Annotated in this window: 22 protein-coding genes and 1 tRNA gene; 18 read left to right on the top strand and 5 right to left on the bottom strand. The window is 72.4% G+C overall.

The features are described from left to right. Positions 1-5: 5 nt before the first annotated feature. From ABD169_RS11115 to ABD169_RS11105, 3 genes are read right to left on the bottom strand one after another with little or no spacing between them, the layout of a single operon-like run. Entirely contained in the window at positions 6-1217 is a 1212-nt protein-coding gene (locus ABD169_RS11115) for a glycoside hydrolase family 3 N-terminal domain-containing protein (RefSeq protein ID WP_344032234.1), read from the bottom strand. After that, on the bottom strand, positions 1214-2440 hold the full coding sequence (locus ABD169_RS11110; RefSeq protein ID WP_344032232.1) for an MFS transporter: 1227 nt from the start codon (positions 2438-2440) through the stop codon (positions 1214-1216). Before ABD169_RS11110 ends, ABD169_RS11115 begins: the two co-directional genes overlap by 4 nt. Beyond that, positions 2437-3264 (bottom strand): SGNH/GDSL hydrolase family protein, encoded by an 828-nt coding sequence (locus ABD169_RS11105; protein WP_046456375.1) that lies wholly within the window; start codon positions 3262-3264, stop codon positions 2437-2439. Before ABD169_RS11105 ends, ABD169_RS11110 begins: the two co-directional genes overlap by 4 nt. A 122-nt stretch (positions 3265-3386) precedes the next feature. Here ABD169_RS11105 and ABD169_RS11100 point away from each other — a divergent pair, with 122 nt between their 5' ends. The 9 genes from ABD169_RS11100 (at position 3387) to mshC (ending at position 14437) form a co-directional block, all read left to right on the top strand. Next, on the top strand, positions 3387-5198 hold the full coding sequence (locus tag ABD169_RS11100; protein ID WP_344032230.1) for a DEAD/DEAH box helicase: 1812 nt from the start codon (positions 3387-3389) through the stop codon (positions 5196-5198). Positions 5199-5382: 184 nt separating this feature from the next. Next, positions 5383-5467: transfer RNA gene (locus ABD169_RS11095), tRNA-Leu, on the top strand. 548 nt (positions 5468-6015) lie between these two features. Beyond that, the gene (locus ABD169_RS11090) at positions 6016-6708 is read left to right on the top strand and encodes a response regulator (RefSeq protein ID WP_344032228.1); all 693 of its coding nucleotides are present in this window, start codon (positions 6016-6018) and stop codon (positions 6706-6708) included. Next, the gene (locus ABD169_RS11085; RefSeq protein WP_344032226.1) at positions 6705-8435 is read left to right on the top strand and encodes a sensor histidine kinase; all 1731 of its coding nucleotides are present in this window, start codon (positions 6705-6707) and stop codon (positions 8433-8435) included. Before ABD169_RS11090 ends, ABD169_RS11085 begins: the two co-directional genes overlap by 4 nt. A gap of 41 nt (positions 8436-8476) precedes the next feature. Beyond that, positions 8477-9151, top strand: coding sequence for a GAP family protein (locus ABD169_RS11080; RefSeq protein WP_344032223.1), 675 nt, complete (start codon positions 8477-8479; stop codon positions 9149-9151). Between the two features lie 52 nt (positions 9152-9203). Then, a complete protein-coding gene (locus ABD169_RS11075; RefSeq protein WP_344032221.1) occupies positions 9204-10784 on the top strand; it encodes a carboxylesterase/lipase family protein in 1581 nt (526 codons plus the stop codon). 85 nt (positions 10785-10869) lie between these two features. Further along, positions 10870-12192: a M20/M25/M40 family metallo-hydrolase gene (locus ABD169_RS11070; protein WP_344032219.1), complete on the top strand. Its 1323-nt coding sequence runs from the start codon at positions 10870-10872 to the stop codon at positions 12190-12192. A gap of 119 nt (positions 12193-12311) precedes the next feature. Then, positions 12312-13202: an undecaprenyl-diphosphate phosphatase gene (locus ABD169_RS11065; RefSeq protein WP_046456369.1), complete on the top strand. Its 891-nt coding sequence runs from the start codon at positions 12312-12314 to the stop codon at positions 13200-13202. After that, positions 13199-14437 carry a cysteine--1-D-myo-inosityl 2-amino-2-deoxy-alpha-D-glucopyranoside ligase gene (gene mshC / locus ABD169_RS11060; protein WP_046456368.1) on the top strand — a complete coding sequence of 413 codons (1239 nt, stop codon included), beginning with the start codon at positions 13199-13201 and terminating at the stop codon, positions 14435-14437. Before ABD169_RS11065 ends, mshC begins: the two co-directional genes overlap by 4 nt. On the opposite strand, the gene ABD169_RS11055 is transcribed toward mshC, so the two are convergent. Next, the gene (locus ABD169_RS11055; protein ID WP_344032217.1) at positions 14427-15344 is read right to left on the bottom strand and encodes a PAC2 family protein; all 918 of its coding nucleotides are present in this window, start codon (positions 15342-15344) and stop codon (positions 14427-14429) included. The genes mshC and ABD169_RS11055 overlap by 11 nt on opposite strands. 99 nt (positions 15345-15443) lie before the next feature. On the opposite strand from ABD169_RS11055, the gene ABD169_RS11050 reads away from it, so the two are divergent. The 8 genes from ABD169_RS11050 to lnt all read left to right on the top strand — a co-directional run bounded on the left by ABD169_RS11050 (position 15444) and on the right by lnt (position 25124). After that, positions 15444-16190, top strand: coding sequence for an HAD family hydrolase (locus ABD169_RS11050; RefSeq protein ID WP_344032215.1), 747 nt, complete (start codon positions 15444-15446; stop codon positions 16188-16190). Then, positions 16187-17287, top strand: coding sequence for a tRNA (adenine-N1)-methyltransferase (locus ABD169_RS11045; protein WP_344032214.1), 1101 nt, complete (start codon positions 16187-16189; stop codon positions 17285-17287). The genes ABD169_RS11050 and ABD169_RS11045 overlap by 4 nt, the downstream gene beginning before the upstream one ends. A gap of 73 nt (positions 17288-17360) precedes the next feature. Further along, positions 17361-18293, top strand: a complete 933-nt coding sequence (locus ABD169_RS11040) for a peptidylprolyl isomerase (RefSeq protein WP_344032212.1) — start codon at positions 17361-17363, stop codon at positions 18291-18293. 3 nt (positions 18294-18296) lie between these two features. Continuing rightward, positions 18297-19367, top strand: a complete 1071-nt coding sequence (locus ABD169_RS11035; RefSeq protein ID WP_344032210.1) for a helix-turn-helix transcriptional regulator — start codon at positions 18297-18299, stop codon at positions 19365-19367. Continuing rightward, on the top strand, positions 19367-20353 hold the full coding sequence (locus tag ABD169_RS11030; protein ID WP_344032209.1) for a helix-turn-helix transcriptional regulator: 987 nt from the start codon (positions 19367-19369) through the stop codon (positions 20351-20353). Before ABD169_RS11035 ends, ABD169_RS11030 begins: the two co-directional genes overlap by 1 nt. 51 nt (positions 20354-20404) lie before the next feature. After that, positions 20405-21178, top strand: coding sequence for a twin-arginine translocase subunit TatC (gene tatC / locus ABD169_RS11025; protein ID WP_344032388.1), 774 nt, complete (start codon positions 20405-20407; stop codon positions 21176-21178). Continuing rightward, the gene (locus tag ABD169_RS11020; protein ID WP_344032207.1) at positions 21175-23448 is read left to right on the top strand and encodes a DEAD/DEAH box helicase; all 2274 of its coding nucleotides are present in this window, start codon (positions 21175-21177) and stop codon (positions 23446-23448) included. Before tatC ends, ABD169_RS11020 begins: the two co-directional genes overlap by 4 nt. Next, positions 23445-25124 carry an apolipoprotein N-acyltransferase gene (gene lnt / locus ABD169_RS11015; protein ID WP_344032205.1) on the top strand — a complete coding sequence of 560 codons (1680 nt, stop codon included), beginning with the start codon at positions 23445-23447 and terminating at the stop codon, positions 25122-25124. Before ABD169_RS11020 ends, lnt begins: the two co-directional genes overlap by 4 nt. 24 nt (positions 25125-25148) lie before the next feature. On the opposite strand, the gene ABD169_RS11010 is transcribed toward lnt, so the two are convergent. Continuing rightward, positions 25149-25508 (bottom strand): RNA polymerase-binding protein RbpA, encoded by a 360-nt coding sequence (locus ABD169_RS11010; protein ID WP_046456358.1) that lies wholly within the window; start codon positions 25506-25508, stop codon positions 25149-25151. A 191-nt stretch (positions 25509-25699) separates the two neighbouring features. Here ABD169_RS11010 and ABD169_RS11005 point away from each other — a divergent pair, with 191 nt between their 5' ends. Then, positions 25700-26464, top strand: coding sequence for an SDR family oxidoreductase (locus ABD169_RS11005; RefSeq protein ID WP_099724884.1), 765 nt, complete (start codon positions 25700-25702; stop codon positions 26462-26464). Positions 26465-26599: the final 135 nt, after the last annotated feature.

Below are 26599 nucleotides of genomic sequence, written 5' to 3'. Positions count from 1 at the left end.
CCGGCTCAGTTCGCGGGCGGCTTCCAGCCCGCGAGCTCGAGCCGCAGCTCCGTGACGCGCGTCGCGGCATCGGTCAGCCGCGTCTCGGGCACGGTCTTCGCGGCGACCGCGGCGACGATCCCGTCGATCGCGCCGGTCGCCGTCGCCTGATCCGAGCCGATCACCATGAGCAGCAGGTCGTTGCCCGCGGCGAGGGCGTCCACGGCGTTCTTCGTCGGGTCGGTGTACGCAGGATCGCCCGACGACAGCAGCATGCCGAGGTCGTCGGTCACGGCGACGCCGGTGAAGCCGAGCTCCTCGCGCGCGATCCGATGCCAGACCGGCGAGAGGGAGGCGGGCTTCGCATCGACCGCGGTGTAGGCGAGGTGCCCGAACATGAGCAGCTGCGCGCCGGCCCTGATGCCGTCGGTGAAGGGCGGGGCCTCGTCGCGCTGCCAGCTCGCGCGGTCGAGGTCGGTCTGCGGGATCCCGCTGTGCGAGTCGCCTGGGGCGGCCCCGTGCCCGGGGAAGTGCTTGAGCGTCGAGGCCACGAGTCCGCGCTCGCCCGCGACGGCGGCCGCGACGCGGGGGCCGGACTCGGCGGCGTTCTCGCCGAGCACGCGCCCGAAGATGAAGCTGTTCGGGTCCGAGGTGACGTCGGCGACGATCCCGAAGTTGACCGTCACGCCGCCGTCGTGGAGCAGGCCGGCGCGCGAGCGGAAGGCGGCGGTGGTCTGCGCGGGCGGCTGCGATCGGAGTTCGCCGGCGCCGGGCAGGTCGTCCCACGGCAGGCGTGTGACCTCGCCGCCCTCCTCGTCGATGCCGGTCAGCACGGGGAGTGTCGGGTCCGGGCTCAGGCCCGCGGTCAGGGCGCGCAGTTCCTCCGGAGTGCCCGGGACGTTGCCGCCCATGAGGATGAGCCCGCCGAGGTGCTGCTGCGCGGCGAATGCGCGCACCGGCGCCGGGTCCGTCCCCTCGAACCCGGCCATCACGATGGATCCGGCGCGCTCGCGCGGGGTCCACGAGGCCACGAGGCGCTGGGCTTTGGCGTGCCGGAGCTCCTCGAGAGTGGGCGGGGGCGGGGTCGTCTTCGTCGGCTTCGGGGCGCTGGAGCTCGGGCGGGCCGGCGCCGGCTCGGGCGCGCAGCCGGACGCGCCGAGCAGCAGCGCCGCCGTGCCGATCGCGGCCAGCGCGACGGCGAGGCGTCCGCGCGCAGTCCGTGCTCTGCCGCGGCTCATCGGCGCGACCGCTGTTCGACGGCGCGGCTGAGCCACGCGCAGAGGAACCCGACGAGGCCCAGCAGTGCGCCGGCCCAGAGCGGCGAGACGAAGCCCCAGCCCGACGAGATGAGCGCGCCGGCGACGGCCGCGCCGATGGCGTTGCCGATGTTCAGGGCCGAGTGGTTGAGCGCGGCGGCGAGAGTGTGCGCGTCGCCCGCCACGTCCATGAGCCTCACCTGCACCGACGGCACCATCACGGAGCCGACCGTGCCGATGAGGAACAGCCCGATGGTGAGGGGGATCGGGAACGGCGCCAGCAGCGCGGTACCGGCGAGCAGCACGGAGAAGACGGGCATGAGGCCGATGAGGGTGCGGATCGCGCCCCCGTCGGCGAGCCGCCCGCCCAGCAGGTTGCCCGCGGTCATGCCGAGCCCGACCACCGCGAGCAGCCACGGCACCGCGGTCGCGGGCAGCCCGGCGACCTCCGTGGTCAGCGAAGCGACGGTGCTGTAGACCGCGAAGAACCCGGCGAAGCCGATGGAGCCGATCGCGACGGCGATCCACACGCCCGGCCGGCGCAGCGCCGACAGCTCGGTGCGGATGGAGGTGCCGGGACCGTGCTCGCCGCGCGGCAGGGTCAGCGCGATGGCGACGGTCGCGACCGCGAAGATCGCGGCGATCGTGAGCACGGCGACGCGCCAGCTCGTCGCGTGGCCGATCGCGGTGATGAGGGGCACGCCGAGCACGTTCGACACGGCGAGACCGAGCAGCACCGACGCCGCTCCGCGGCCGCGCATGCCCGGCCCCATGAGGTCGGCCGCGGCGAGCCCGGCGATGCCGAAGTACGCGCCGTGCGGCAGCCCCGAGACGAAGCGTGCGAGCACCGCGAGCTCGAAGGTGGGTGCGGCGGCGGTCGCGATGGAGGCGAGCGCGAACGCGCCGGCCAGCGCGATCAGCACGGGACGGCGGGGGAACCGGGCGAGCCAGGCCGCGAGCGTCGGGGCGCCCACGACGACGCCGATCGCGTAGGCCGAGACGAGCATCGCCGCGCGCCCGAGCGCCGCGTCGGGATCGCTGCGGTGCAGTTCGGGCAGCAGATCGGCCGCGAGCTCGGGCAGCAGCCCCATCGCGGCGAACTCGGTCGCGCCGATGCCGAAGCCGCCGATGGCGAGCGCGAAGAGCGCCGGCCGGATGCTGCGGCCGGGGGAGGATCCCGGTGCCGTGCTCGGGTCCGGGGTCACGCGAGGTCCGCGTCGTGCCGCGGCGGGTGCACGGCACCGGGCTGCGGCCGCTTGGGCTCGATGTGGTCGCCGGACGAGACGTGCTTGATGCGTCGGATGACCCAGGGCACGAGGTGCTCGCGCGCCCAGACCACGTCCTCCTTGCGCGCCTCGCGCCAGGTGCGCACCGGCAGCGGCGGCGGATCGAGCGGGGCGAGGCTGTTCGGCACGTTCAGCGCGGCGAGCGCGGCCCGGGCGATCGTGTGGTGGCCCAGGGCGTTCAGGTGCAGGCGGTCGCCCGCCCAGTACCGGCTGTCCTGCAGCTCCTCGAGGGCCCACTGGTCGACGACGACGCAGTCGTGGCGCTGGGCGACCTTGCGCACGTTCTCGTTGAAGATCGCGACCTTGCCGCGGATCGACCGGAAGACGGGCTGGAACCCGGTGTCCACACCGGTGAAGACGAGTACGGTGGCGCCGGTGGCGCGCAGGCGCGACAGGATCGACTCGAGCTGCTCGGCCACCGCGTCGGGATCGGTGCCGGGGCGGATCACGTCGTTGCCGCCGGCGCAGACGCTCACGAGGTCGGGGCGCAGGTCGAGGGCGATGTCGAGCTGCTCGTCGGTGATCTGGCCGATCAGCTTGCCGCGCACCGCGAGGTTCGCGTAGGCGAACTCGGGATCGTGCTCCGCGAGCACCTCCGCGAAGCGATCGGCCCAGCCGCGCAGACCGCCGGGGCTCTCGGGATCCGGATCGCCGAGGCCCTCGGTGAACGAGTCGCCGATCGCGACGAATCGCGACCAGGGCAGTTCCAGCGGAATCGCATCGTTCGCCAGTTCGTCGGACATCGCGGGGATCCTCTCGGTCGGCGGGGAACGACCGCGCAACGGCGCCGAACTCGGGGGGTCGGACGTCTGCCGGTCGCGAACCCGGGCACGTCGCCCGGGCGCACCGGCTAGTCTAGAACGTTGTGACTGACTCGGACCACGGCCTCCACCTGCCGGGCACGAGCGCAGCCGAACACCTGCCCCCGGCATATCCGGAGCGCGCCGCGCACGGCACCGCAGGAACCCTGCGGGCCTGGCAGGAAGAGGCGATTCGCCAGTACCTGGAACGCGAACCGCTCGACTTCCTCGCCTCCGCGACGCCGGGAGCAGGTAAGACGACGTTCGCGCTCCGCCTGGCGTCGATCCTGCGCGCGAACCGCACCGTCTCGCAGGTGATCGTCGTCGCGCCCACCGAGCACCTCAAGACCCAGTGGGCCGACGCCGCGGCGCGCGCCGGGATCCGGCTCAACCCCTACTACTCCAACGGCGACGGCCTCGGCTACGGCTCGCACTACCACGGCATCGTCGTCACCTACGCCCAGGTCGCCATGAAGCCGGTGCAGCACCGGCTCATCACCGAGAACGCCGACACGCTCGTGATCCTCGACGAGGTGCACCACGGCGGCGACGCGCTGAGCTGGGGCGACGGGATCCGCGAGGCCTACGCGACCGCCAAGCGGCGGCTCTCGCTCACGGGCACCCCGTTCCGATCCGACGACGCGCCGATCCCGTTCGTCGCGTACGCGCCGCAGGGCGACGGTTCGAAGGTCTCGGTCACCGACTACGACTACGGCTACGGTCGCGCGCTCGCCGACGGCGTCGTTCGTCCCGTGGTGTTCATGGTCTACGCGGGAAAGATGCGCTGGCAGACCTCCGCGGGAGAGGAGATGGAGGCGCGGCTCGGCGAGGGCAACACCAAGGACGTCACCTCGCAGGCCTGGCGCACCGCGCTCGATCCCGCCGGCGACTGGATCTCGCAGGTGCTGCGCGCTGCCGACCGCCGCCTGAGCGAGGTGCGGCGCTCGATCCCCGATGCGGGTGCGCTCGTGATCGCGACCGACCACGCGGCGGCGAAGGCGTACGCGAAGCAGCTCCGCGAGATCACCGGCGAGCAGGTCGCGCTCATCCTGTCCGACGACGCGGGCGCTTCGGATCGCATCGACGAGTTCTCGAAGGGCGAATCCCGCTGGATGGTCGCGGTGCGCATGGTGTCCGAGGGCGTCGACGTGCCCCGTCTCGCCGTCGGCGTGTACGCCACCAGCTCGTCCACCCCACTCTTCTTCGCCCAGGCGATCGGTCGCTTCGTGCGTTCGCGCAGGCGCGGCGAGGTCGCTTCGGTCTTCATCCCCAACGTGCCGGCGCTCATGCAACTCGCGCAGGAGATGGAGAAGGAGCGCGGGCACGTGCTCGAGGGGCCGAAGAGCGCTGAGGAGATGTGGGATGCCGAAGCGGCGCTCATGGCCGAGGCCGAGCGCGAGGACAAGGCGTCCTCGGAGCTCGCCGACGGCGAGGGCTTCGTCTACCAGGCGCTCGGGTCCGACGCGCACTTCGACCGCGCCGTGTTCGACGGCGCCGAGTTCGGCGGCTACGCCGAAGTCGAGAGCGAGGAGGAGCTCGAGTTCCTCGGGTTCCCCGGCCTGCTCGAACCGCACGAGGTGAAGGCGGTGCTGCAGCAGCGGCAGGCCCGGCAGGCGCGCAGCAGCGCGACGAAGCAGGGGATCCTCGAGCACGCGCCCGAGAAGGCGGAGGCCCCCGGGGCGCTGCACCGCACCCTGGGGGAGCAGCGCAAGCTCCTCAACAGTCTCGTCGGCATGTACTCGAAGGTGTCGGGGGATCCGCACCCCGCGGTGCACACCGAGCTGCGGCGCATCTGCGGCGGACCCGCGGTCGCGCAGGCGAGCGTGTCGCAGCTGCAGAAGCGGATCGAGCTGCTGCGTCGGCGCCTCAGCCCGTAGCGCTCGGGAAGCGGTGCCGGGGCTGATGCGGGGCTGATGCGGGGCGGATCGACTCGTGAGAATCCGCTCCACGGGCCGCGACGCGCGCGGGCGACGAGCCCGGTTCGTCGGGTCTCGGGAACCGTGCTAGAGTTTATCTCTGTTGCCGGAACAAACCGCGAGGTTCGATCTGGAAGCAGTGTTCGCGCGGGTGGCGGAATGGCAGACGCGCTAGCTTGAGGTGCTAGTGCCCGTATTAGGGCGTGGGGGTTCAAGTCCCCCTCCGCGCACGCGAACGAAAAGGCCCCGGCCGAGAATCTTCTCGGCCGGGGCCTTTTGCATGCCCGGCCGTTCGTGCGTTCGTGCGGCCGGCCGTGCGGCCGGGAGAGGCGCTGCGGGCGTCCGGTCGGCGCGCGCCTGCGTGTCCGGCGGAAGTGACGCGGCCGGCAGGCGCCGTGCGGGCGGCGGGTATGGCCCGAGTGGCTCGGGCAGCACCGTTGGACGCCTTCGCGACATGTGGACGGCGTGTCGGTCGTAGATTCGGCGTCCAAACGTCGGGCTGGTGTCCACTTGTCGCGCAGGCGTCCGGTCGCCGGGTTGGCATCCAAGCGTCGGCCCGGCGTCCGATCGTCGGGCTCGTGTCCATTCGTCGGGTTGGCGTCCGATCGTCGGCCCGGCGTCCGATCGTCGAAGCGCTGATCCGGATGTCCGCCTGCGCGCCACCGCATCGGGGACCCGTTCGCCAGCGCACACGGCGCGCGAATATCGGTGATCCCGCTCTCGATGTCTCCGAGGGCGGTTCGGATATCCGTTCCGCGGCCGCGATACCGTTGACCCCGTGGCCGCGGAGTGGGTGCGACGGGTGCTGGTCGTCGAGGATCAGGGGGCGTTGCGCGCGCTCGTGCACGACCTGTTCGCGCGCAGCGGCTTCGCCGTCGAGAGCCGCGCGACCGCGGTCGACGCGCTCGCCGCCTTCGCCGAGTTCGATCCCGATGCGCTCGTCGCCGACATCGACCTCGGTTCCCGCCCGGACGGCATCGAACTCGCGACGGCGCTGCGCCGCATCGCCCCGCACCTCGGGGTCGTGTTCCTGACCAACTATCCGCGCCGAGCCGCAGGCGCCGAAGTGTTCGGGCTGCCCGGCGCCGTGTTCGTCGGCAAAGCCGAACTCGATTCGCCGGAGCAGATCCTCACCGCTCTGGAGCGTGCGCTACGGCCCACCGCCCCCGCGGACCCGATCGACGCTGCCGCCGTGTCCGGTTCGGAAGATCCCTCGGCGCCGATGGCCGCGGGCGGGAGAACCGACGGGGGAGTGACCGCCCTCACCCGGCACCAGCTCGCCGTGCTCGGCATGGTCGCCCAGGGCTGGTCCAACGAGCAGATCGCACAGCACTCCGGTGCGACCGTGCGCGCCGTCGAACGTTCCATCAGTCGCATCTTCGACCGGCTCGGCGTCTCCGGGGATCCGGCCACGAACCCGCGAGTGGCCGCGGCCGCCCGCTACCTCGCCGAGTTCGGCCCGCAGCGGTGACCCGCTTCGTCCGGGCGTCGCGCACCGCTCTCGAACGGGGTCCGCTGCTCAGCCGATGGTCGGCGCTCGGCACCCTGCCCGTCGCCCTCACCGTGATGGGCCCGTACCTCGGGCCGGACGCCCCGCAGCAGCTCCCCGAACTGCTGCTCGCCGCGTCGGCGTCCTGGATGATCATCGCCGCGATCCTCTGCGTGCCGGCGCGCATCGCTCGTGCGGTCCTCTCGCCTCGGGGACGCGCGGTCCTGGTCGGGGTCCCGGTGCTCGCGCTCGCCGCGGCGCGTCCGGTGCTCACCGACCTCTGCGCCGAGGCGTTCGGCGCCGATCCCGCGCCCGAGCGGTGGCTCCCGTTCCGCATCGCGACGAATCTCGTCGTCTGGCCGGTGCTGCTGCTCGCCATCGCCGTGCTCGTGGCATCTTTCCGGGCGCTGCGCGTCGCGAACCGGCGGCTCGCGGCCGCGATCGCGCTGGGGAGCGCCGATGCGGATCGGCTCCGCGCCCGTGAGGCCCGGGCCCGCTCCGCGACCGCGGCGTGCGCGGCGGAACTCCGTGACCGCCTGGCCGGGCTCGAGGCGACTCCCGAGGCCGTGCGCGCGTTCGGGGCCGGGCCCGTGCGCGACTGGTCCCACCGGCTCGCGGATCTCGCAGATGTCGGCGGTCTCTCCGGTGTCGCGGCGGCCGCACCCGCGGCCGCACCCGCGGCTGCTCCGGCGACCCCGCGGTTCCGCCTGCCGCCCGTCGGCACGGTCTCGATCGCGTACGCGTTCGCCGTGCTCCCGTACGCGGTGCACACGGTTCCCCCGCTCCCGTTCGCGGCGGGCGCGCTCGCGATCCTTCTCGGCGGCGTCGCCATCGACCTGCTCGCTCGGAGACTCAGGAGCGGCACGGCGCTGTTCGCGGCGCTCTGGGGCGTCGCCGGTCTCGCGCTCGCCGCGGCGCAGCTCGTGGATCCCGCGCTGCCCGCGCACTACGCGTGGGTGCCGGTCGTCGCGCTCCCCGCGATCGCCCTGGCCGCCGAACGGATCTCCGCACTGGTGCACGGCCTGCGCAGCGAGGAACGTCGGCTCGAGGCCGCGCTGCTCGCGCGTCGCCGCCGACTGGCCGAGGAGGACGCGGGCACCGCTCGCACGCTGCGCGCCGCGGCCGGGATCCTGCACCGGGACCTGCAGGGCGCGTGCGTGCACTTCGCGGCCGCGAGGACGCACGAGAACCCCAACACCGAGGCCGCCGACCGGGACGCGAACGCGTTGCGCGCCGAATGCGGCGCAGCGCTCGATCGGGTGGCCCGGGCCTTCGAATCCGATCCGGATCCGATCCCCGGCGGCGAACGGCTCGATGCGACGCTGCGTTCCTGGAGTCTCGTGCTCGCACTGGACGTGCGCATCGACATCGGCGCCCGGCAGGAGCTGGAGCGCTCGGACGCGCTCGCCGAGCGGGCGCTCGAGATCGTGACCGAGGGCCTCGTGAACGCCGTCAAGCACGCCGACGGTCGCACCGCATCGGTGCGCGCGACCCGCATCCCGACCGGCGCCGGACCGGTGCTGCAGGTGGAGGTCATCGCGCCCGGCGCCCTCCCGCCCGCCGCCGCGCTCCGCCGGAACGCCCCCGCAGCCGCACTGGGAGCCGAACTGCTGCAGCACGGCGCCGACACGGTGCTCCGCGCCCGGCTCCGCGCGCCCGCTGTCGTGCCACCCGAACATCGGGCCGAAGCGCCGAACTCCCCGGAATAGAGTCGCGATCGCCCCGCGCGGAACGTCTCAGGAGGACCAGCGTGAACGATCTCACCCAGCTCATCCCGCTCGCCGTCGGCGCGGTGATCTCGCCGTTCCCGATCGTGGCGACGGTCGCGATCCTGCTCTCCGCCCGGGGCCGCACGAACGGCCCCGCCTTCGCCGCATCCGCCGCGCTCACCGCGTTCGCCCTCACGCTCGTCGCCGCCCTCACCTCTTCGCGCGCCGGAGCCCACCGTTCCGACGGCGACGACCTCGTCGTCATGATCATCACCTCGGTCCTCGTGCTCGGCTTCGCCGTGCTCGCCGTGATCAGCTGGCTGACCCGGCCCCGCGACGGCAGGCCCGCCAAGACCCCCGGCTGGCTCGCCGCAGTCGACACCATCACACCGCTCCGAGCCGCCGGCCTCGGCCTCGTCATGGGGCTCACCAACGCGAAGAACCTGCCCATCGAGCTCAAGGCGGGCGCGCTCATCGGCGCCCACGACCTGCCGCTGCTCGGCGTGATCGGACTCGCGGCGCTCTTCGCGCTCGGGGCGACGAGCGGAGTGCTCGCGCTGACGGCTCTCGCCGCAACCGGATCGGAGCGGATCGCGCGGGCACTCGCCCGGCTCAAGGCGGAGATGATCGCCCACAACGCGGTGATCATGACCGTGCTCTTCGCGATCCTGGCCGCCTCCGAGGCCGGCCACCTGATCCGCATGCTCCTGCACTGACCACCCCGACCCGGACCACGAGCCCGAGACCGCACCCGAGAGAGGACCGAAGATGACTTCCGAACACCGCGTCGCTGAGGCGCCGGCCGGCCGTTTCCACGGAGAGGACCTCGACGGGGTCCACCGCTGGCGGGGGATCCGCTATGCGCTCGCTCCGACCGGAGCGCTGCGCTGGCGGGATCCGGTCGCGGCTCCCGATGGGGGCGCCGCCGCGGTCCCCGCCCGGTCGTACGGGCCCGCCGCTCCGCAGCAGTCGAACCCCGCGGTGCCGCTCGGCCCGGACACGGCCACGGACGAGGACTGCCTGTTCCTGAACGTGTGGGCTCCCGAGTCCGCGTCCGCGAGCGACTCCGCGGACGCCCGCCCGGTGATGGTCTGGATCCACGGCGGCGCGTACACCTTCGGTTCCGCGTCGCAGCCGCTGTTCGACGGCGCGGCGCTCGTCCGGGCGGGCGACGTCGTGCTCGTCACGATCAACTACCGGCTCGGTGCGCTCGGCTTCCTCGATCTCTCGGGAGTCGCGTCCGGCGAGTTCGACGGCAACCTCGCGCTCAAGGACGTGCTGCTCGCGCTGCGGTGGGTGCAGCGCAACATCGCCGCGTTCGGCGGGGATCCGGGCCGGGTCACGGTCTTCGGCGAGTCGGCGGGCGGCGGGCTCGTGACGACGCTGCTCGCGACGCCGTCGGCCGAGGGGCTGTTCCACCGCGCGATCGCGCAGTCCTCGCCCGTCTCCAGCGTCTACGGGCCGGAGCGGGCGCTGAGCGTCGCCGAGCGGTTCCTCGCCGAGGCCGGCGGATCCGGCGGATCCGGCGGGCCCGCTGAGACCGGCACCGCAATCGCGGCCCGGCTCCGCGAGCTCCCGATCGACGAGATCGTGCGGGCCGGAACCGCCGTGTACGCGAGCGTGCCCGACGACGCCCCGGGTACGCTCGCCTTCGCCCCGGTGGTCGACGGCGCGCTCGTGCCCGAGGCCCCGGTGACGGTGCTCAGCGAGGGACGCGGGATCCCGGTCCCGCTCATCATCGGCACGAACCGCGACGAGGCGTCGCTGTTCAAGTTCATGAAATCGCCGCTGATCCCGATCACGGGGGACCGCCTGGAGCGGATGTTCGACGACATGCGCGCCGAGCTCCCGGGTGCCGACCTCCCCTCCGAGTCCCAGGTGCTGGGCGCCTACGAGGGGGCCCGGCACCGCGCGCTCGGACTCGGCATCGCACGGGACATCGGGTTCCGCATGCCGAGCCTCTGGGCCGCCGAGGGGCACGCCCGGGTCGCGCCGGTGTGGTTCTACCGCTTCGATCACAGCAGCCCGTTCCTGCACCTCATCGGGCTCGGCGCGACGCACGCGACCGAACTGCCGTACCTCTGGGGCAATCTCGACGGGGGCCCGAAGGACCCCACGTTCCGGCTCGGCGGGCGGCGGATCGCGCGTCGGATCTCGGCCCGGATGCAGCAGCGGTGGACCGGGTTCGCCCACGGCCGCGATCCCGAAGCGGACGGTGCCGCGCAGTGGCTGCCGTACACCGCGGACGCCCGCGACACCCTCGTGATCGACGGCATCGACCGGAGCGCGCCGGACCTCGACCGTGCGCTCCGCCTCGGCTGGGGCGACCGCGTGCTGACCTTCGAGTGAGCGGATCGCCGCGACTGTGACCCCGGGTTGCGGGGTTCTGCCGAGAACCGCCCACCCCGGAGCCGGGTCCGGATAGCCTGGACCCATGAGTCAGGAGCGCACCGAGACCACCGAACCGCACCTCTCCGAGACGGCCCGCATCGCGCGGGATCTGATCCGGTTCGACACGTCGAACCGGGGGAACGGCGACGCCAACCGGGAGGCGGACGCGGCGGCCTACGTCGCCGCCTATCTCGCCGAGCTGGGGCTCGAGCCGACGACCATCGAGTCGGAGCCCGGCCGGGCGAGCGTGGTCGCCCGCGTCGCCGGCCGCGAACCGGAGCTGCCCGCGCTCGTGCTGCACGGCCACCTCGACGTCGTACCGGCCGATCCCGCCAACTGGAGCGTCGACCCGTTCGCGGGCGAGATCCGCGACGGCATGCTGTGGGGGCGCGGGGCCGTCGACATGAAGGACATGGACGCCATGATCCTCACCGCGATCGCCGAGCTGCTGCGCGCGGGGGAGCGGCCGCGGCGCGACGTCGTCGTCGCGTTCTTCGCCGACGAGGAGAACGGCGGGATCTACGGCTCCCACCACCTCGTCGACCACCACCCCGAGCTGTTCGCGGGTGCGGGCGCGGCGATCAGCGAGGTCGGCGGCTACTCGGTCGACATCGCCGGCACCCGCGCCTACCTGATCCAGACCGGCGAGAAGTCGCTCGACTGGATCCGCCTGCGGGCCCGGGGCACGGCGGCCCACGGATCGCGCGTCTGGCGCGACAACGCGGTGACCCGGCTCGCCGAGGCCGTGGCCGCGCTCGGGCGCCACGAGTGGCCCGTCGCGCTCTGCGATACGACCCGCGAGCTCGTCGACGCGATCGCCGAGATCTTCGGCGAGGACCCGCACGAGGTCGATCCCGAGCAGCTCGTGCTGCGGACCGGGGCGGGCGGCGGCTTCATCCACGCGAGCCTGCGCACCACCACGAACCCCACCGTGCTGCAGGCCGGCTACAAGCACAACGTGATCCCCGACACCGCCGAGGCGCTCGTCGACGTCCGCACCCTCCCCACCAGCCAGGCGGGGATCCTCGACGAGGTGCAGCGGATCGTCGGCGACGACATCGAGATCGAGGCGCTGCACTCCGACATCGGCCTCGAGGTGCCGTTCGGCGGCGAACTGGTCGACGCGATGACCGCGAGCCTGCGGAAGCACGATCCCGAGGCGCGCGTGCTGCCGTACCTGCTCTCGGGTGGAACCGACAACAAGGCGCTCTCGAAGCTCGGCATCACGGGCTACGGATTCGCTCCGCTCCGCCTGCCCGCCGACCTCGACTTCCCGGGCATGTTCCACGGCGTCGACGAGCGCGTGCCGCTCGACGCGCTCGACTTCGGGCACCGGGTGCTCGTCGACCTGCTGCGCGACTACTGAGCCGCGCTCGGCGCGCCGTGGCGCGCTGGGAATCTTGAGAGAACCGACCCACCCGTCGTACTAGGGTGGACGCTGGTCCGTGCTGGGGCGCGGACCTTCCTGCGCCAGAAAGGGCGGTCATGGACTTCATTCAGGCGATCCTGCTCGGGATCATCCAGGGGCTCACCGAGTTCCTCCCGATCTCCTCGAGCGCGCACCTGCGCATCGCGAGCGAGCTCATGGGCATCGGCGACGCCGGTGCGGCGTTCACCGCCATCACCCAGCTCGGGACCGAGGCGGCGGTCATCGTCTTCTTCTGGAAGGACATCGTGCGGATCATCGGGCGCTGGTTCCGTTCGCTCGCGGGCCGCACCGTGCCCCGCAACGACCCCGACGCCCTCATGGGCTGGTGGATCATCCTCGGCTCGATCCCGATCGTCGTGCTCGGCCTGCTCTTCCAGGACCAGATCGACACGACCTTCCGATCGCTCTGGGTGGTCGCGACGATGCTCATCGTCTTCGGCATCCTGCTCGGCATCGCCGATCGCGTGGGCAAGCGCGTGCACACGCTCGATCAGCTCGGTTGGAAGCACGGCCTCATCTTCGGTCTCGCCCAGGCGCTCGCGCTGATCCCCGGCGTCTCCCGCTCGGGCGGCACCATCACCGCGGGCCTCCTCATGGGTTACAAGCGCGAGGCCGCGGCCCGCTACTCGTTCCTGCTCGCGATCCCCGCCGTCTTCGGCTCGGGCTTCTACAAGCTGTTCAAGGCGCTGAAGGAGCCTGCAGGCGAGACCCCGATGGGCATGACGCTCATCGCGACGGTCATCGCGTTCGTGGTCGCGATCTTCGTGATCGGCCTGTTCATGCGCTACATCTCGAAGGGCAGCTTCCTGCCCTTCGTGATCTACCGTGTGCTGCTCGGCGTCGTCCTCATGGTGCTGCTCGCCACCGGCGTGCTCGCGGCCGACGCGGGTTCCGCGAACGCGGCGGGCCAGATCGCGCAGACCGCGGCGGTCGGAGCCGCGCTGTGAGGACCTGGACCAGACCCGAGCTGCCCGAGCTGCCCGGTGAGGGCACCGCGCCGCGCGTCTTCAACACGGCCACCGGCCGCCTCGAGCACCCGCCCATCGAGGGCGGACGCGCGACCCTCTACGTGTGCGGCATCACCCCGTACGACGCCACGCACCTCGGCCACGCGGCCACCTACCTCGCGTTCGACCTGCTGCAGCGGTCCTGGATCGACGCCGGCATCGAGGCCGTCTACGCGCAGAACATCACCGACGTGGACGACCCGCTGCTCGAGCGCGCGAACGCGACGGGCGTCGACTGGCGCGAACTCGCTGAGTCGCAGGTCGCGCTCTTCCGCTCCGACATGCACCGCCTCGGCATGCTGCCGCCCGAGCACTTCGTCGCCGTCACGGAGTGCATCGACGAGATCGCCGATGCCGTGCAGCGATTGCGCGAGCGCGGTCTCGCCTACACGGTGCCGAGCCCGGACGCCACCGGCGAGGATCTCTACTTCGATACGGCTGCGGCCTCCGAGCAGACCCAGTGGCGGCTCGGCGACGTCGCCCCCTACGATCGCGAGCTCATGTCGCTCCTCAGCGCCGAGCGGGGCGGGGACCCCGACCGCGCCGGCAAGCGCGACCCGCTCGACCCGCTGCTCTGGCGCGCGGCCCGCGAGGGCGAGCCGAGCTGGGGTACGGTGCTGGGGCTCGGGCGCCCGGGCTGGCACATCGAGTGCGCCGTGATCGCGGCCCGCGCTCTCGGCAACGCGTTCACGGTGCAGGGCGGCGGCGAGGACCTGGTGTTCCCGCACCACGAGTTCACCGCCGCGCACGCCACGGCGCTCTCGGGCACCCCGCTCGCGCACGCCTACTGCCACGTCGGTCTGGTCTCGTACAAGGGCCACAAGATGTCGAAGTCGCGGGGCAACCTCGTGTTCGTCTCGAAGCTGCTCGACGGTGGCGCCGATCCCTCGGCGATCCGCCTCGGGATCCTCGCGCACCACTACCGCTCCGAGTGGGAGTGGCACGACGCCGACCTCGAGGTCGCCGCGCGCCGTCTCGCCGCATGGCGGGCGGGTCTCGAACGCACCGGCGAGGAGCCCGCGGCGACCGTGCTGCAGCGCCTGCGCGCCGCACTGGCCAACGACCTCGACACCCCGGTCATGCTGGCGACGCTCGACGCCGCGTTCGACGGCGGGGTCGACGAACCGCAGCTGCTCGCCGATGCGGCGGAGGCGCTGCTCGGCGTCAAGCTGTAGGGGGCGTCCCGCCCTCGTCGTCCGGCTCGTCGTCGCGCAGGAACTTCTCGAACTCGTACGCGAGCGCGTCGCCGGTGGCCTCGGGCGACGCGCTCGCGTCCCGGGCCTCCTCCAGACGGCGGATGTAGCTCGCCATGTCCTCGTCGTCGGCGGCGATGCGGTTGATGCTCGCCTCCCAGTCGTTCGACTCGGTGAGCAGCTCGCCCCGGGGGATCACGACGTCGAGCAGCTCCTCGAGCTTGTCGAGGATCGCCAGCGTCGCCTTGGGCGAGGGCACGCTGTGGACGTAGTGCGGCACCTGCGCCCAGAGCGACACCGAGCTGATGCCCGCGTCAGCGAGCGCGAACGCGAGGATCGATGCGATGCCGACCGGTCCCTCGTAGTCGCTGCGCTGCGCGCCGGTGCGGGCGCGCTGATCGGGGTCGTCGCTCGAGAGCGAGACCGCGATGGGGCGGGAGTGCGGGGCGTCCGAGAACATCGCGCCGAGCAGGATCACGGTGTCGATGCCCCAGGCCTGGATCACGTCGACGACCTCGTCGGCGAACGAGGTCCAGTCGCGCGCGGGCTCGACGCCCGCGAGCAGGAACAGGTCGGTGACGGGGGTGCCGTCGATCCGGTGCACGGTCTCGGCCGCGGGGTCCTTCGGTTCGCCGGGGCGCTGCACCGTGCCGTAGAGCCGGGTCTCGGGCCACTCGAGCACGCGGTGCCCCTGATCGTCGAACCGCACCCGAGGGCGATGCACCTGGAAGTCGACGAAGCCGTCGGCGCCGATCGTGTGCAGCACCTCCGCGCCGATCAGTTCTCCGATGTGCTGCAGCGCCGTGGTGGTGGCCGAGCCGGCGTCGCTCCAGCCCTCGAAGGCGGCGATGAGCACCCGAGCGGGATCGGGATGCGGCTGTCGGGTCACGGGGCTGGGCTCCTTCGCGTCGGTGCCGGGGGAGGCGGCTGGCCCGGGATCGGGATGCCAACCAGGATAGTCCCCGGTCGCTCGATAGACTGGGCGGCGATGAATACCGCGCAACCAGCTGCCGTGCTGTGGGACATGGACGGCACCATCATCGATTCCGAACCGCTCTGGATCGTCGCGGAGGACGCGATGCTCTCCCGATACGGGGTCGAGCTCGATGCCGAACTGCGCGAGCAGCTCATCGGCTCCGGCCTCTGGGACGCCGCCGAGCTGTTCCGCGCGCGCGGTGTCGACCTCAGCGCCGACGAGATCGTGGCGGAACTGGCCGGCGAGGTGCAGGCGCAGCTCGCCGCGGGGGAGCCTGCCTGGCGCCCCGGCGCGGTCGAGCTGCTCGCCGCACTCCGTGAGGCCGGAGTGCCGTGCGCCCTCGTGACGATGTCGATCCGCTCGCTCGCCGACCAGGTCGCCGAACTGCTGCCCCCGGGCACCTTCGGCGCCGTCGTCGCGGGCGACGAGGTCGCGCACGAGAAGCCGCACCCCGACCCCTATCTGCGCGGCGCCGCCGCGCTCGGCGTGCCCATCGAGGCGTGCCTGGCGTTCGAGGACTCGCCGACGGGGCTCCGCTCCGCCGCGGCATCCGGCGCCGTCGCGATCGGCCTGCCGCACCTCGTCGAGCTGGGCGACGCGCCCGCGCACGCGCTGTGGGCCTCGCTCGAGGGCGCGGACGTCGCGGCCGTGGCGCGCGCATTCACCGAACTCCGCGGGACCGCTCCCGGTCCCCGAACCATCACCGAGCCCGCGGCCCGCGAAGCGCTCGTGTCCGACCCGAAGGGAAGCCGCGCATGAGCCGCGACGACGAACGCTCCGAGACCGAGAACGCCAGCCCGGCGCTGAGCGGCCCGTTCCGCTACGGCGATCGCGTGCAGCTGACCGGACCGAAGGGGCGCCTGAACACGATCACGCTCATCGACGGCGGCGAGTTCCACAGCCACCGCGGCATGATCCGCCACTCCGAGCTGGTCGGGCTGCCCGACGGTTCGGTGCTGCGCAACAGCAACGACGAGGAGTACCTGGCACTGCGCCCGCTGCTCTCCGACTTCGTCATGTCGATGCCGCGCGGGGCCGCGATCGTCTACCCGAAGGACGCGGCGCAGATCCTGTCCCTCGCCGACATCTTCCCCGGCGCACGCGTCGTCGAGGCCGGCGTCGGCTCCGGCGCGCTGTCGCTGCACCTGCTGCGCGGCATCGGCAGCGAGGGCCGCCTGTTCTCGTTCGAACGGCGCGACGAGTTCGCCGAGATCGCGAGCTCGAACATCGAGGCGTTCAGCGGATCCGTTCCCGACAACTGGTCGGTGACCGTCGGCGATCTGCAGGAGGTGCTGCCCGCGACCTGCGAGGCCGGGAGCATCGACCGGGTCGTGCTCGACATGCTCGCCCCCTGGGAGTGCGTCGGCGTCGCCGCCGAGGCGCTGAAGCCCGGCGGCGTGATCATCTGCTACGTCGCGACCGTGACCCAGCTGTCGCGCGTGGCCGAGGAGCTGCGCCGCAGCGGCCTCTACACGCACCCGCAGGCCTCCGAGACGATGGTGCGCGGCTGGCACGTCGAGGGGCTCGCCGTGCGCCCCGACCACCGCATGGTCGCGCACACGGGCTTCCTCATCACCGCGCGCCGGCTCGCGCCGGGTACGCAGCTGCCCCAGCTCAAGCGTCGCGCGTCGAAGGGCGAGTTCACCGACGAGGACATGGCGGCGTGGATGCCCGATCTCGTCGAGGGCGGCGAGAGCGAGTGGACCCCCGAATCGATCGGTCAGTGGAGCAAGAGCGACAAGGTGCTCCGCAAGAAGGCGCGCGAGGCGCAGAAGCTCGCCGCGCAGCGGGCGAGCGGGTCCGAGGACTCCGCCGCCGGCGCTGCGGCCGAGGACGGCGCGCCCACCGCCGAGTGATCGGCTGACAGTATCCGAAGCCCCGCACCGGATAGGATGACGGGGTTCGACAGAAACGCTTCGAGAGGTCTCCATGCGCCGTCACATCCTTCCCGCCACCGCTGCGCTGGCGCTGCTGCTCGTCGGTGCGACCACCGGGTGCAGCTCCGCGCCGCAGCTCGACCGCACCGACTGCGGCCCGGCGCTCCACGAGGGGTCGCTGAGCAACAGCGTCAAGGTCGAGGGCAAGGCCGGTTCGGTTCCGAAGGTGACCGTTCCGAAGGGCGTCTCGATCGACGACTCGCAGCGCACCATCGCGTCGCACACGGGCGACTCGACCACCGTCGCCCGCGACGGCGCGCTGCTCTCGATCAACATGCAGGCGATCGACGCCGAGACCGGCCAGACGGTGCACCAGAGCCAGCGCATGGGCACCGAGAACCCGAGCGAGTTCGTGCTGCTGAAGAAGGGGAGCGGCATTCCGGCGCTCACCGACGGTCTCCGCTGCACCGCACCGGGCGACCGCGTCGTGGTCGCGATGGAGCCGAAGGAGAGCGCGCAGCTGCTCGAGCAGTCGGGCGCCAAGTCCGGCGGTTCGGTCGTGTTCATCGTCGACGTGCTCGCGGTGCGCAACACCGGCAACGTCGCGTCCCCCGGCACGCTGCCCTCGGGATTCCCCGCGGTGACCAACCTCGACTCGGGCCGTCCCGGCATCGTGCTGCCCCCGCAGGCCGCACCGAAGTCGACCAAGGTCGCCACCCGCATCGAGGGCGACGGCCTGCGCGTGACCGCCGACAACAACGTGATCGCCCAGGTGCTCACCGTCGACTGGGACGGCCAGGAGCAGAACAACACCTGGACCACCGGCCCCGTCGGTCTCGGCAACGAGGCGCAGATGAGCCAGTCGGGCGTGACCTTCCGCAAGGAGCTCACGGGGCTGCGCGTCGGGTCCCAGGTCGTCATCATGGAGCCCCAGGCGAGCGGCAAGGCCACGGTCAGCGTGGTCGACATCCTCGCCGCAGGGTAGGTCGTGGCCGCAGCAGCATCGCAGCGTTCGGGCGCGCCCCGCTCGTCGGTCCCCGGCGAGCAGCGCGTCTTCAGCCTCGTGCTCGCGCTCGTCGCGAGCCCGCAGGGCGCGACCAAGCGCGAGCTGCTGTCGAGCGTCTACGGCTACGCCGACCGCTACCAGCACGGTGAGCGCTCCGACGCGCTCGAGCGGCAGTTCGAGCGCGACAAGGATCAGCTGCGCGCCATCGGGATCCCGATCGACACGATCGACTCCCCGGAGGAGCCCGGCAACACTCAGCTCACGCGCTACCGCATCTCGAAGGAGCTGCTCCAGGTGCCGCGCGATCTGCGGTTCTCGGAGCGCGAGCTGACCCTGCTGCGCCTCGCCGCGATGGCCTGGCGCGAGGGGAGCCTCACCGCCGAGTCCCGGCGCGCCGCGATGAAGCTGGAATCGCTCGGCGCGGGCCTCGACGTGCAGCACCTCGGGGTCTCCCTGCGTCTCGGCATCCCCGAGCCGGCGGCCCCGGCGTTGCAGAGCGCCATCGACGCGGGCCGGGTGGTGGGCTTCGACTACCAGCTGCCGCATCGCGATGCTCCGCTCGGACGCCGCGTCGCGCCGCTGCGACTGCACCGGGCCGATGGGCGGTGGCACCTCATCGCGCACGACCTGGACCGCGACGACGAGCGCGTGTTCCTGCTCTCCCGCATCGTCGGCGGTGTGCGCACCGAGCGCGAGTCCTTCGATCCCGCGCTGCGCGATCGGGTCGACGCCGAGATCGAGGAGCTGCTGCGGCTCGAGCGCGTGCAGCGTGCGATCCTCGAGGTGCGCCGCGGCAGCGTGGCGGAGGCCCGTCTCAGCCCTCGCGCCGCATCGCACGATGACGCGGTCGAGCCCGGGTGCGAGGCGACCGTGCGCCTCGAGCTCGGCACCCTCGACTACCGCGCCTTCGCCGAAGAGCTCGCGGCGTTCGGTGCCGACGTCGCGGTCGTGGAACCGCCCGAGCTGCGCAGCGCGGTGATCGCCGAACTGCGCGGGATCGCCGGGCGGCACACGGTGCCCGCGGCCGGCTCCGCAGAACGGGGGACCGCCTGATGCGCAGCCAGCTCCAGACGCCCGACCGCGTGGTGCTCCTGCTCGCGCTCGTGCCCTACCTGCGCGAGCACGGGCCGACGCCCGTCGCCGAACTCGCCGAGACCTTCGACGTCGAGCCCGCGCTGCTGCGCAAGCTCGTCCGCTTCCTCGGCACCGCCGGCGTTCCCGGCGAGACGCAGAGCTACCAGCACGAGGACCTGTTCGACATCGATTGGACCGCCCTCGAAGACGAGGACCTGGTGAGCCTCACGCACGTCGTCGCCGTCGACGACACGCCCCGGTTCTCGGCGGCGGAGCGCGCGGCGCTCATCGCCGGTCTGCAGATGCTGACCGGCATGCTGCCGGCCGAGGAGCGCGAGCGCGCCGAGCGGACCGCGGCGAAACTCGCCGGTGCGTTCGGCGACACCGCTCCGCCGAGCGCGCTATCGGTCACCGCGGATCCCCAGGACGCGCGCATCCCGCTGCTCGTCGGCGCGATCGGCAACGGGCATCGGGTGGCCTTCGCCTACCGCGATGCGCGGGGCAGCGAGAGCGCGCGCTCCGTCGAACCGCTGCAGCTGCGGCAGTCCTCGGGCGCCTGGTACCTGCGGGCCTTCTGCCTGGAACGCGGCGAGGAGCGCACGTTCCGCATCGACCGCATGCGCGATCTGCGGGAGCTCGACGAGGACGCCAGCCGGACCGCCTCGGCGACGCCTCGCCCACGGCCCTTCGCTGGCTCCGCATCGAGCCCCGCCGCGCAGCGCGGCCGGATCCGCGTGCGCGTCGACGCCGCACCGCGCCTCGCCGATTTCGGGCTCGAGACCGGTCCGGTCGGCGACGACGGCTGGGCCGATGCCACGGTCGACCTCTGGTATCCGGGCACCGCGGTGGCCCTCGTGCAGGCGGCGCCCGGCGCGGTCGAGATCGTCTCGCCCGAGAGCGCCCGCGCCGCCGTGCGCGCCTGGGCCGAGCAGGCTCTCGGGCTCTACGACGACGAGCAGGATTAGACTGTCGTGGTGCCCGTGAAGACCCGCCGCAAACGCAATCCCGAGGGGCGTATGAGCCTCGGCGACCACCTCGTCGAGTTCCGCAAGCGGCTCATGATCGCCGGTATCGCGATCGTGCTCGGCATGGTCGTGGGCTGGCTGCTCTCGAATCAAGTGCTGAACCTCCTGCGGGGTCCGATCATCGCCATCGCCAAGACCGGCCGCAACGCGCAGCTCAACTACGGCGACATCTCCGGCGCGTTCGACCTCCGGCTGCAGATCGCCTTCTTCATCGCGATCATCATTTCCTCACCGATCTGGCTGTACCAGATCTGGGCGTTCCTGGCCCCCGGCCTCACCGGCAAGGAGAAGCGCTGGGGCATCGCGTTCCTGGGGGCTGCGGTGCCGCTGTTCCTCGGCGGCGCCTACGCGGGCTGGATCGTGTTCCCGAACATCGTGCGGCTGCTCACGAGCTTCGCACCCTCCGAGGACGCGGCGTACGTCGCGGCGCGCACCTACTTCGACTTCGTGCTCAAGCTGATGATCGCGATGGGCATCGGATTCGTGATGCCGGTGTTCCTCGTGCTGCTCAACTTCATCGGGGTGCTGCGCGGGCAGTCGATCCTCAAGAGCTGGCGGATCGCGATCCTCTGCATCATGCTGTTCACCGCGCTGGCCACCCCCGCGGCCGATGTGTGGAGCATGTTCCTGCTCGCTGTCCCCATGGTCGTCCTCTATATGGGCGCCGCGCTCATCGCCGTGCTCCACGACCGGCGCGTCGACAAGCGGCGCGCCGCGGAGTTCGCCGAATACGGCCTCGACGAACCGAACGGCGGAACCGCGTGAGCGAATCGATCCCGAGCGCGGAGACGCCGGCGCAGCCCGAATCGTTCCCCGCGCTCGACGCGTTCGCCGCGTCGCTCGGCTTCCCCCTCGACGGCTTCCAGCGCACCGCGTGCGAGCGGCTCGAATCGGGCCGCAGCGTGCTCGTCGCGGCGCCGACGGGCTCGGGCAAGACCACCGTCGCCGAGTTCGCCGTCGCCCTCGCGCGGCGGGAGCGCGACGCGCGCATCTTCTACACCGCCCCCATCAAGGCGCTCTCGAACCAGAAGTTCCGCGAGCTCTGCGACGCCTACGGCGAGGATCAGGTCGGCCTGCTGACGGGCGACGTGAATCTGCGCGGCGATGCGCCCATCGTGGTCATGACGACCGAGGTGCTGCGCAACATGATCTACGCCGAGTCGGCGGCGCTGACGGAGCTCGCCTTCGTCGTGCTCGACGAGGTGCACTACCTCGGCGATCGCTTCCGCGGTGCGGTCTGGGAGGAGATCATCCTGCACCTGCCGCGGCACGTGCGCCTGGTCTCGCTCTCCGCGACGGTGTCCAACGCCGAGGAGTTCGGCGACTGGATGCACGCCGTGCGGGGCGACACGGACGTGATCCTCTCGGAGCACCGCCCGGTGCCGCTCTACCAGCACGTCCTCACGACCCGGGCGCTCATGCCGCTGCTCGTCGATCGCGACGGTGAGCTCGCCGCGCGCGGCCGGCTCAACCCCGAGCTGCTGCGGCTCGACGGCGGCCGCCCGGGCGGCCGCGGACACGAGCGGAGCCGAGGCCGACCGCCGCAGCGGCGCTCGCCCCGGATCTCGCGCGGCGACATCGCCCGCGCGCTCGACGAGACGGGACTGCTGCCCGGCATCGTCTTCATCTTCAGCCGCAATGGCTGCGACCAGGCGGTCCGGCAGTGCCTGTTCGAGGGCATCCGGCTCACGACGCGCGAGGAGCGCGACGAGATCCGGCGCATCGTGGATCGCGAACTCGACGGGCTCGATCCCGAAGACCTCCGCGTGCTCGGCGTCAGCGAGTGGCGCTCCGCGCTCGAGCGCGGGGTCGCGGCGCACCACGCCGGCCTGCTCCCCGTCTTCAAATCGATCGTCGAGAAGCTGTTCCAAGCCCGCCTCGTCAAGCTCGTGTTCGCGACGGAGACGCTCGCGCTCGGCATCAACATGCCGGCCCGCTCGGTCGTGATCGAGCGGCTCGACAAGTACAACGGCGAGCAGCGCGTGCCGCTGACCTCGGGGGAGTACACGCAGCTGACCGGCCGCGCCGGCCGCCGCGGCATCGACGTCGAGGGGCACGCGGTCGTCGTCTGGAACGACGGCACCGACCTCGAAGCGGTCGCGCACCTGGCATCGACGCGATCGTTCCCGGTGAAGTCGAGCTTCCGTCCGACGCCGAACATGGCCGTGAACCTGCTGCAGCGCATGAGCTTCGAGCGGGCTCGCGAGACGCTCGAGCTCTCGTTCGCCCAGTTCCAGGCCGACCGCGCCGTGGTCGACGACGCGCGCGAGCTCCGCGCCGAGCAGGATTCGCTCGCCGGCTACGACGCCGCCGCGAAGCGAGCCCACGGCAAGGATCGCGTCCGCTGGGAGGAACGCGCCCGCAAGCTGCGCCGCGAGATCGAGCGGGGCCGCCGCCGCATCACCGCGCGGACGGGCACGATCGCCCGCACCTTCGACCGCGTGGTCGACATGCTCGCCGAGCTCGAGTACCTGGCGCCGGAATCCGCGCAGAGCGACGATCTGGTCGTGACCGACTGGGGCACGATCCTGTGCCGGATCTACGGCGACCGGGATCTGCTCGTCGCCGAGTGCCTGCGACGCGATGCCTGGCGCGGTCTCGATGCCTCGGGCGTCGTGGCGATGTGCTGCGCGCTGAGCTACGAGCCCCGGCGCGACGACGAGCCCGAGGGGCGCCTGCCCTCCGGAGCGTTCCGCGGTGCGTTCGAGCGCACGATCCAGCTCTGGGAGGAGCTGGACGAGCTCGCCGAGCGCAACCGGCTTCCGCGCACCGCGCAACCGCACGCCGGCCTCGCCTGGTCGATGTTCGCCTGGGCGAACGGGCAGTCCCTCACCCGCATCCTGGAAGACGGGATGATGAGCGCGGGCGACTTCGTGCGCTGGGCGAAGCAGACCATCGACCTGCTCGATCAGGTGGCGCAGGCCGCCGAATCGGAAGCCGGAGCGGCTGCGGGCCTCACCGAGCTGGGCGCGCTCGCGCGCGAGGGCAAGAAGCGGATCCGGCGCGGCATCGTCGAAGCGTCGAGCACCTCGTGAGGATCCTGATCGGCGCGGGCGTCGCGGTGCGCCTGCGCTTCTGGGCCGCGATCCCGCTCGCCGCGCTCGGCGGTTGGCTGCTCGGCCTCGCCACCCCGCAGCTCGCCTGGTGGCCGATGCTGTTCGTCGGCGTGGCGTTCGTGCTCGCGTCCGTCTGGCGGCAGCGGCTCGGCGTCGCCGCCTTGGCCGGTGCCGCCGCGGGGGCCGGGTTCTGGTTCCCCGTGCTCTCCTGGCTCACCCTCTATCTCGGTCCGGTGCCGTGGCTCGGCCTCGGGGTCGTGATGGCGGCCTGGTACCTGCTCATGGGCCTCGCGATCGCGGCCGCCACGCGCGGGCTCGCGCTGCTGCCCGCGCGCCCCTGGCTGCGCATCTCCGTCGTCGCGCTGGCCGTCGCCGGGCTCTGGACGTTGCGCGAGCAGCTGCAGGGCTTCGTGCCGTACGGCGGGTTCCCGTGGGGGCGCCTCGCGCACTTCGTCGCGGAGACGCCGCTCGCCTCGCTCGTGTCCTGGCTCGGATTCTCGGGGCTCAGCGCGGTCATCGCGCTGGCCTGCGCGGTGCCGGTCGCGGTGCTGTTCGAACGGCTCGGCGCGAAGCGCGCGAGCGCGGAGGCGTCGGAGGCCCCGGAACGCGAGTCCGCGCCCGCGGGTCTCGTCTCCCGCGCCCGGGTCGTCGCGATCCCGACCGCGTTCGCCGTGCTCGGGACCGCGCTCGCGCTCGCGCTCCTCGCCGTCGTGCCCGTGGCGCCGGTCGAGCGGACGGGATCGCTGCGCGTCGTCGCCGTGCAGGGGAACGCGAAGGCCGGGATCTTCGACGACCGCGAGTCCGGCGACGTGCTGCGCGCCCACCTGGACGCCACCCAGCAGGTCGTCGACCGCCTGCGCGCCGAGGGCGAGCGCGTCGACGTGATCGTCTGGCCCGAGAACAGCGCCGAGTTCAACCTGCCGCGCAATCCGCTCGCCGAGGTGCAGATCGCCGCGCTCGCACGCGAGACCGGGGCGCCCATCGTGCTCGGATCGGTGCTGCAGGATCCGGACGGCAGCTACACCAACAGCTCGCTCGTGTGGACGGGGGAGGGCGACGCCGGCGTCCGTTACGACAAGATGCACCCCGTGCCCTTCGCGGAGTACATGCCGAACCGGGAGTTCTTCCGCGCCCTCGCACCCGACCTCGTCGACCTCGTGCAGCTCGACTATCGGACGGGTACGCGGTCGCCCGCGATCGAGGTGCCCGTCGGCGAGACCGCCGAGCGGATCCGCGCGGGGATCGCGATCTGCTTCGACATCATCTTCGACGACCAGGCGGAGCGCATGGTCGACGACGGCGCGCAGGTCATCTTCGCGCAGACCAACAACGCCGATTTCGGCCGTACCGCCGAGAGCGCGCAGCAGCTGCAGATCGCGCGGCTGCGCGCGATCGAGACGGGACGCGCGGTCGTCAACATCTCCACGGTGGGCACCAGCGCGATCGTCGCGCCCGACGGCCGCGACCTCGCGCGGCTGGAACCGTTCACCGCGGATGCGATGGTCGCCGACGTGCCGCTCATGCGCGGCGAGACGCCCGCGATCCGCTTCGGCGCCTGGATCTGCGGCGTCTGGATCGCGCTGGGCGCGGCCGGCCTCGTGGGAGGCTCGGCGCTGAGCATCCTCGCGCGTCGCTGTGCGCGCGAGGGGGCGTAGCAGCCCCGATCTGCCGGGCGGCGGCTACGCGCCGCCGGCGCGCCGCGAGCGCAGCAGTTCGAGCCGCTCCTCGAGCAGCACTTCGAGCTCCTCGCGCGTGCGCCGCTCGAGCAGCATGTCCCAGTGGGTCCGCTGCGACGAGCCCTTCTCCTCGAACTCGGCGCGGGCGGCACGGCCAGCCTCGTCGTCGAGGAACCCCACCTCGCCGCTGCGCTGATCGGCCCATTCCGCGGGTGGTTCCGCGTCCGCGTCGAACATGACCGTGAATCGGGTGCCCTTGTCGGTGAGGTACTCGATCCGCTGGCGTGGAGCCAGCTCGATCCCCTCCTCGCCCTGCAGGCTCGTCGAACCGATCCTCGCTCCGCGGAGTGTGCGCTCGGCCATGGGATCCTCCCCTCGTGCGGGGACCCCGGCTGTTCGAGGCCCCGTCGATCGTGTCTCCTCGGTTGCAGAGTACATGCCGTGCCTTGGCGGCGATAGAGTCTCGCCGGATTCGCTCGTATCCCGGCCGCGCGGGCGGCTTCGACTACAGTGGAAACCTCATCACCGCCCCGTTTCCCACGCAAGGAGCACCCGTGTCACAGCCACTCGAACCGCAGAGCCTCACCGGACGCCGAGCCCTGGTGACGGGATCGTCGCGGGGCGTCGGCGCCGACACCGTCCGCTACTTCGCAGAAGCCGGCGCCGACGTCGTCATCAACTTCCGCAACAAGGCGCCGCGCGCCGAGAAGCTGGCGGGCGAGCTCCGCGAGCTGGGCGTCCGCGCGCTCGTTCAGGGTGCCGACCTGACCGACGCGTCGTCGGTGGATCAGCTCATGGCCGCCGTGCGCGAGGAGTTCGGCGGACTCGACATCCTCGTGCTCAACGCCTCGGGCGGCATGGAGAGCGGCATGGCGGAGGACTACGCGCTGCAGCTCAACCGCGACGCGCAGCTCCGCGTGCTCGACGCCGCGCTGCCGCTGCTCGGCGAGGGATCCCGGGTGGTGTTCGTGACCAGCCACCAGGCGCACTTCATCAACACCACGCCGACCATGCCCGAGTACGAGCCGGTCGCCCGCTCGAAGCGCGCCGGCGAGGACGCGCTGCGCGAGCGGATCCCGGCGCTCGCCGAGCGCGGCATCGAGTTCGTCGTCGTCTCCGGCGACATGATCGAGGGCACCGTCACGGCCACCCTCCTCAACCGTCTGAACCCCGGAGCGATCGAGGAGCGCCGCGAGCAGGCGGGCAAGCTCTACAACGTGGCCGAGTTCGCCGCAGAGGTCGCTCTCGCCGCGGTCGAGCCGGTTCCCGCCGACCACACCCGCCTCGTCGGCGACACCTCGAGCTTCGGCGGCGAGTAGTCTCCGCGCAGCGCGAGCCGGAACGGCCGCGCGGTCCCGTCCATGACGGGACCGCGCGGCCGTTCCGTTTTCCGGCGTGTCGTGGGAGGATTCCCGCACCGAAGATCTCGCGCGCCGACGGGGGTCATCGCCTCG

Origin of the sequence: Leucobacter iarius, from assembly GCF_039530105.1 — a bacterium.
Lineage (GTDB): Bacteria > Actinomycetota > Actinomycetes > Actinomycetales > Microbacteriaceae > Leucobacter > Leucobacter iarius.
Note: the sequence above shows the minus strand (reverse complement) of the source record. Positions and strands in the feature narration are given on the sequence as shown.

Coding starts and splice junctions, on each gene's coding strand:
- ABD169_RS11105 (WP_046456375.1), bottom strand. CDS start 3,264: ATGTCCGACGAACTGGCGAACGATGCGATTCCGCTGGAACTGCCCTGG.
- ABD169_RS11070 (WP_344032219.1), top strand. CDS start 10,870: ATGAGTCAGGAGCGCACCGAGACCACCGAACCGCACCTCTCCGAGACG.
- ABD169_RS11075 (WP_344032221.1), top strand. CDS start 9,204: ATGACTTCCGAACACCGCGTCGCTGAGGCGCCGGCCGGCCGTTTCCAC.
- ABD169_RS11115 (WP_344032234.1), bottom strand. CDS start 1,217: ATGAGCCGCGGCAGAGCACGGACTGCGCGCGGACGCCTCGCCGTCGCG.
- ABD169_RS11010 (WP_046456358.1), bottom strand. CDS start 25,508: ATGGCCGAGCGCACACTCCGCGGAGCGAGGATCGGTTCGACGAGCCTG.
- ABD169_RS11065 (WP_046456369.1), top strand. CDS start 12,312: ATGGACTTCATTCAGGCGATCCTGCTCGGGATCATCCAGGGGCTCACC.
- tatC (WP_344032388.1), top strand. CDS start 20,405: ATGAGCCTCGGCGACCACCTCGTCGAGTTCCGCAAGCGGCTCATGATC.
- ABD169_RS11050 (WP_344032215.1), top strand. CDS start 15,444: ATGAATACCGCGCAACCAGCTGCCGTGCTGTGGGACATGGACGGCACC.
- ABD169_RS11040 (WP_344032212.1), top strand. CDS start 17,361: ATGCGCCGTCACATCCTTCCCGCCACCGCTGCGCTGGCGCTGCTGCTC.
- ABD169_RS11030 (WP_344032209.1), top strand. CDS start 19,367: ATGCGCAGCCAGCTCCAGACGCCCGACCGCGTGGTGCTCCTGCTCGCG.
- ABD169_RS11045 (WP_344032214.1), top strand. CDS start 16,187: ATGAGCCGCGACGACGAACGCTCCGAGACCGAGAACGCCAGCCCGGCG.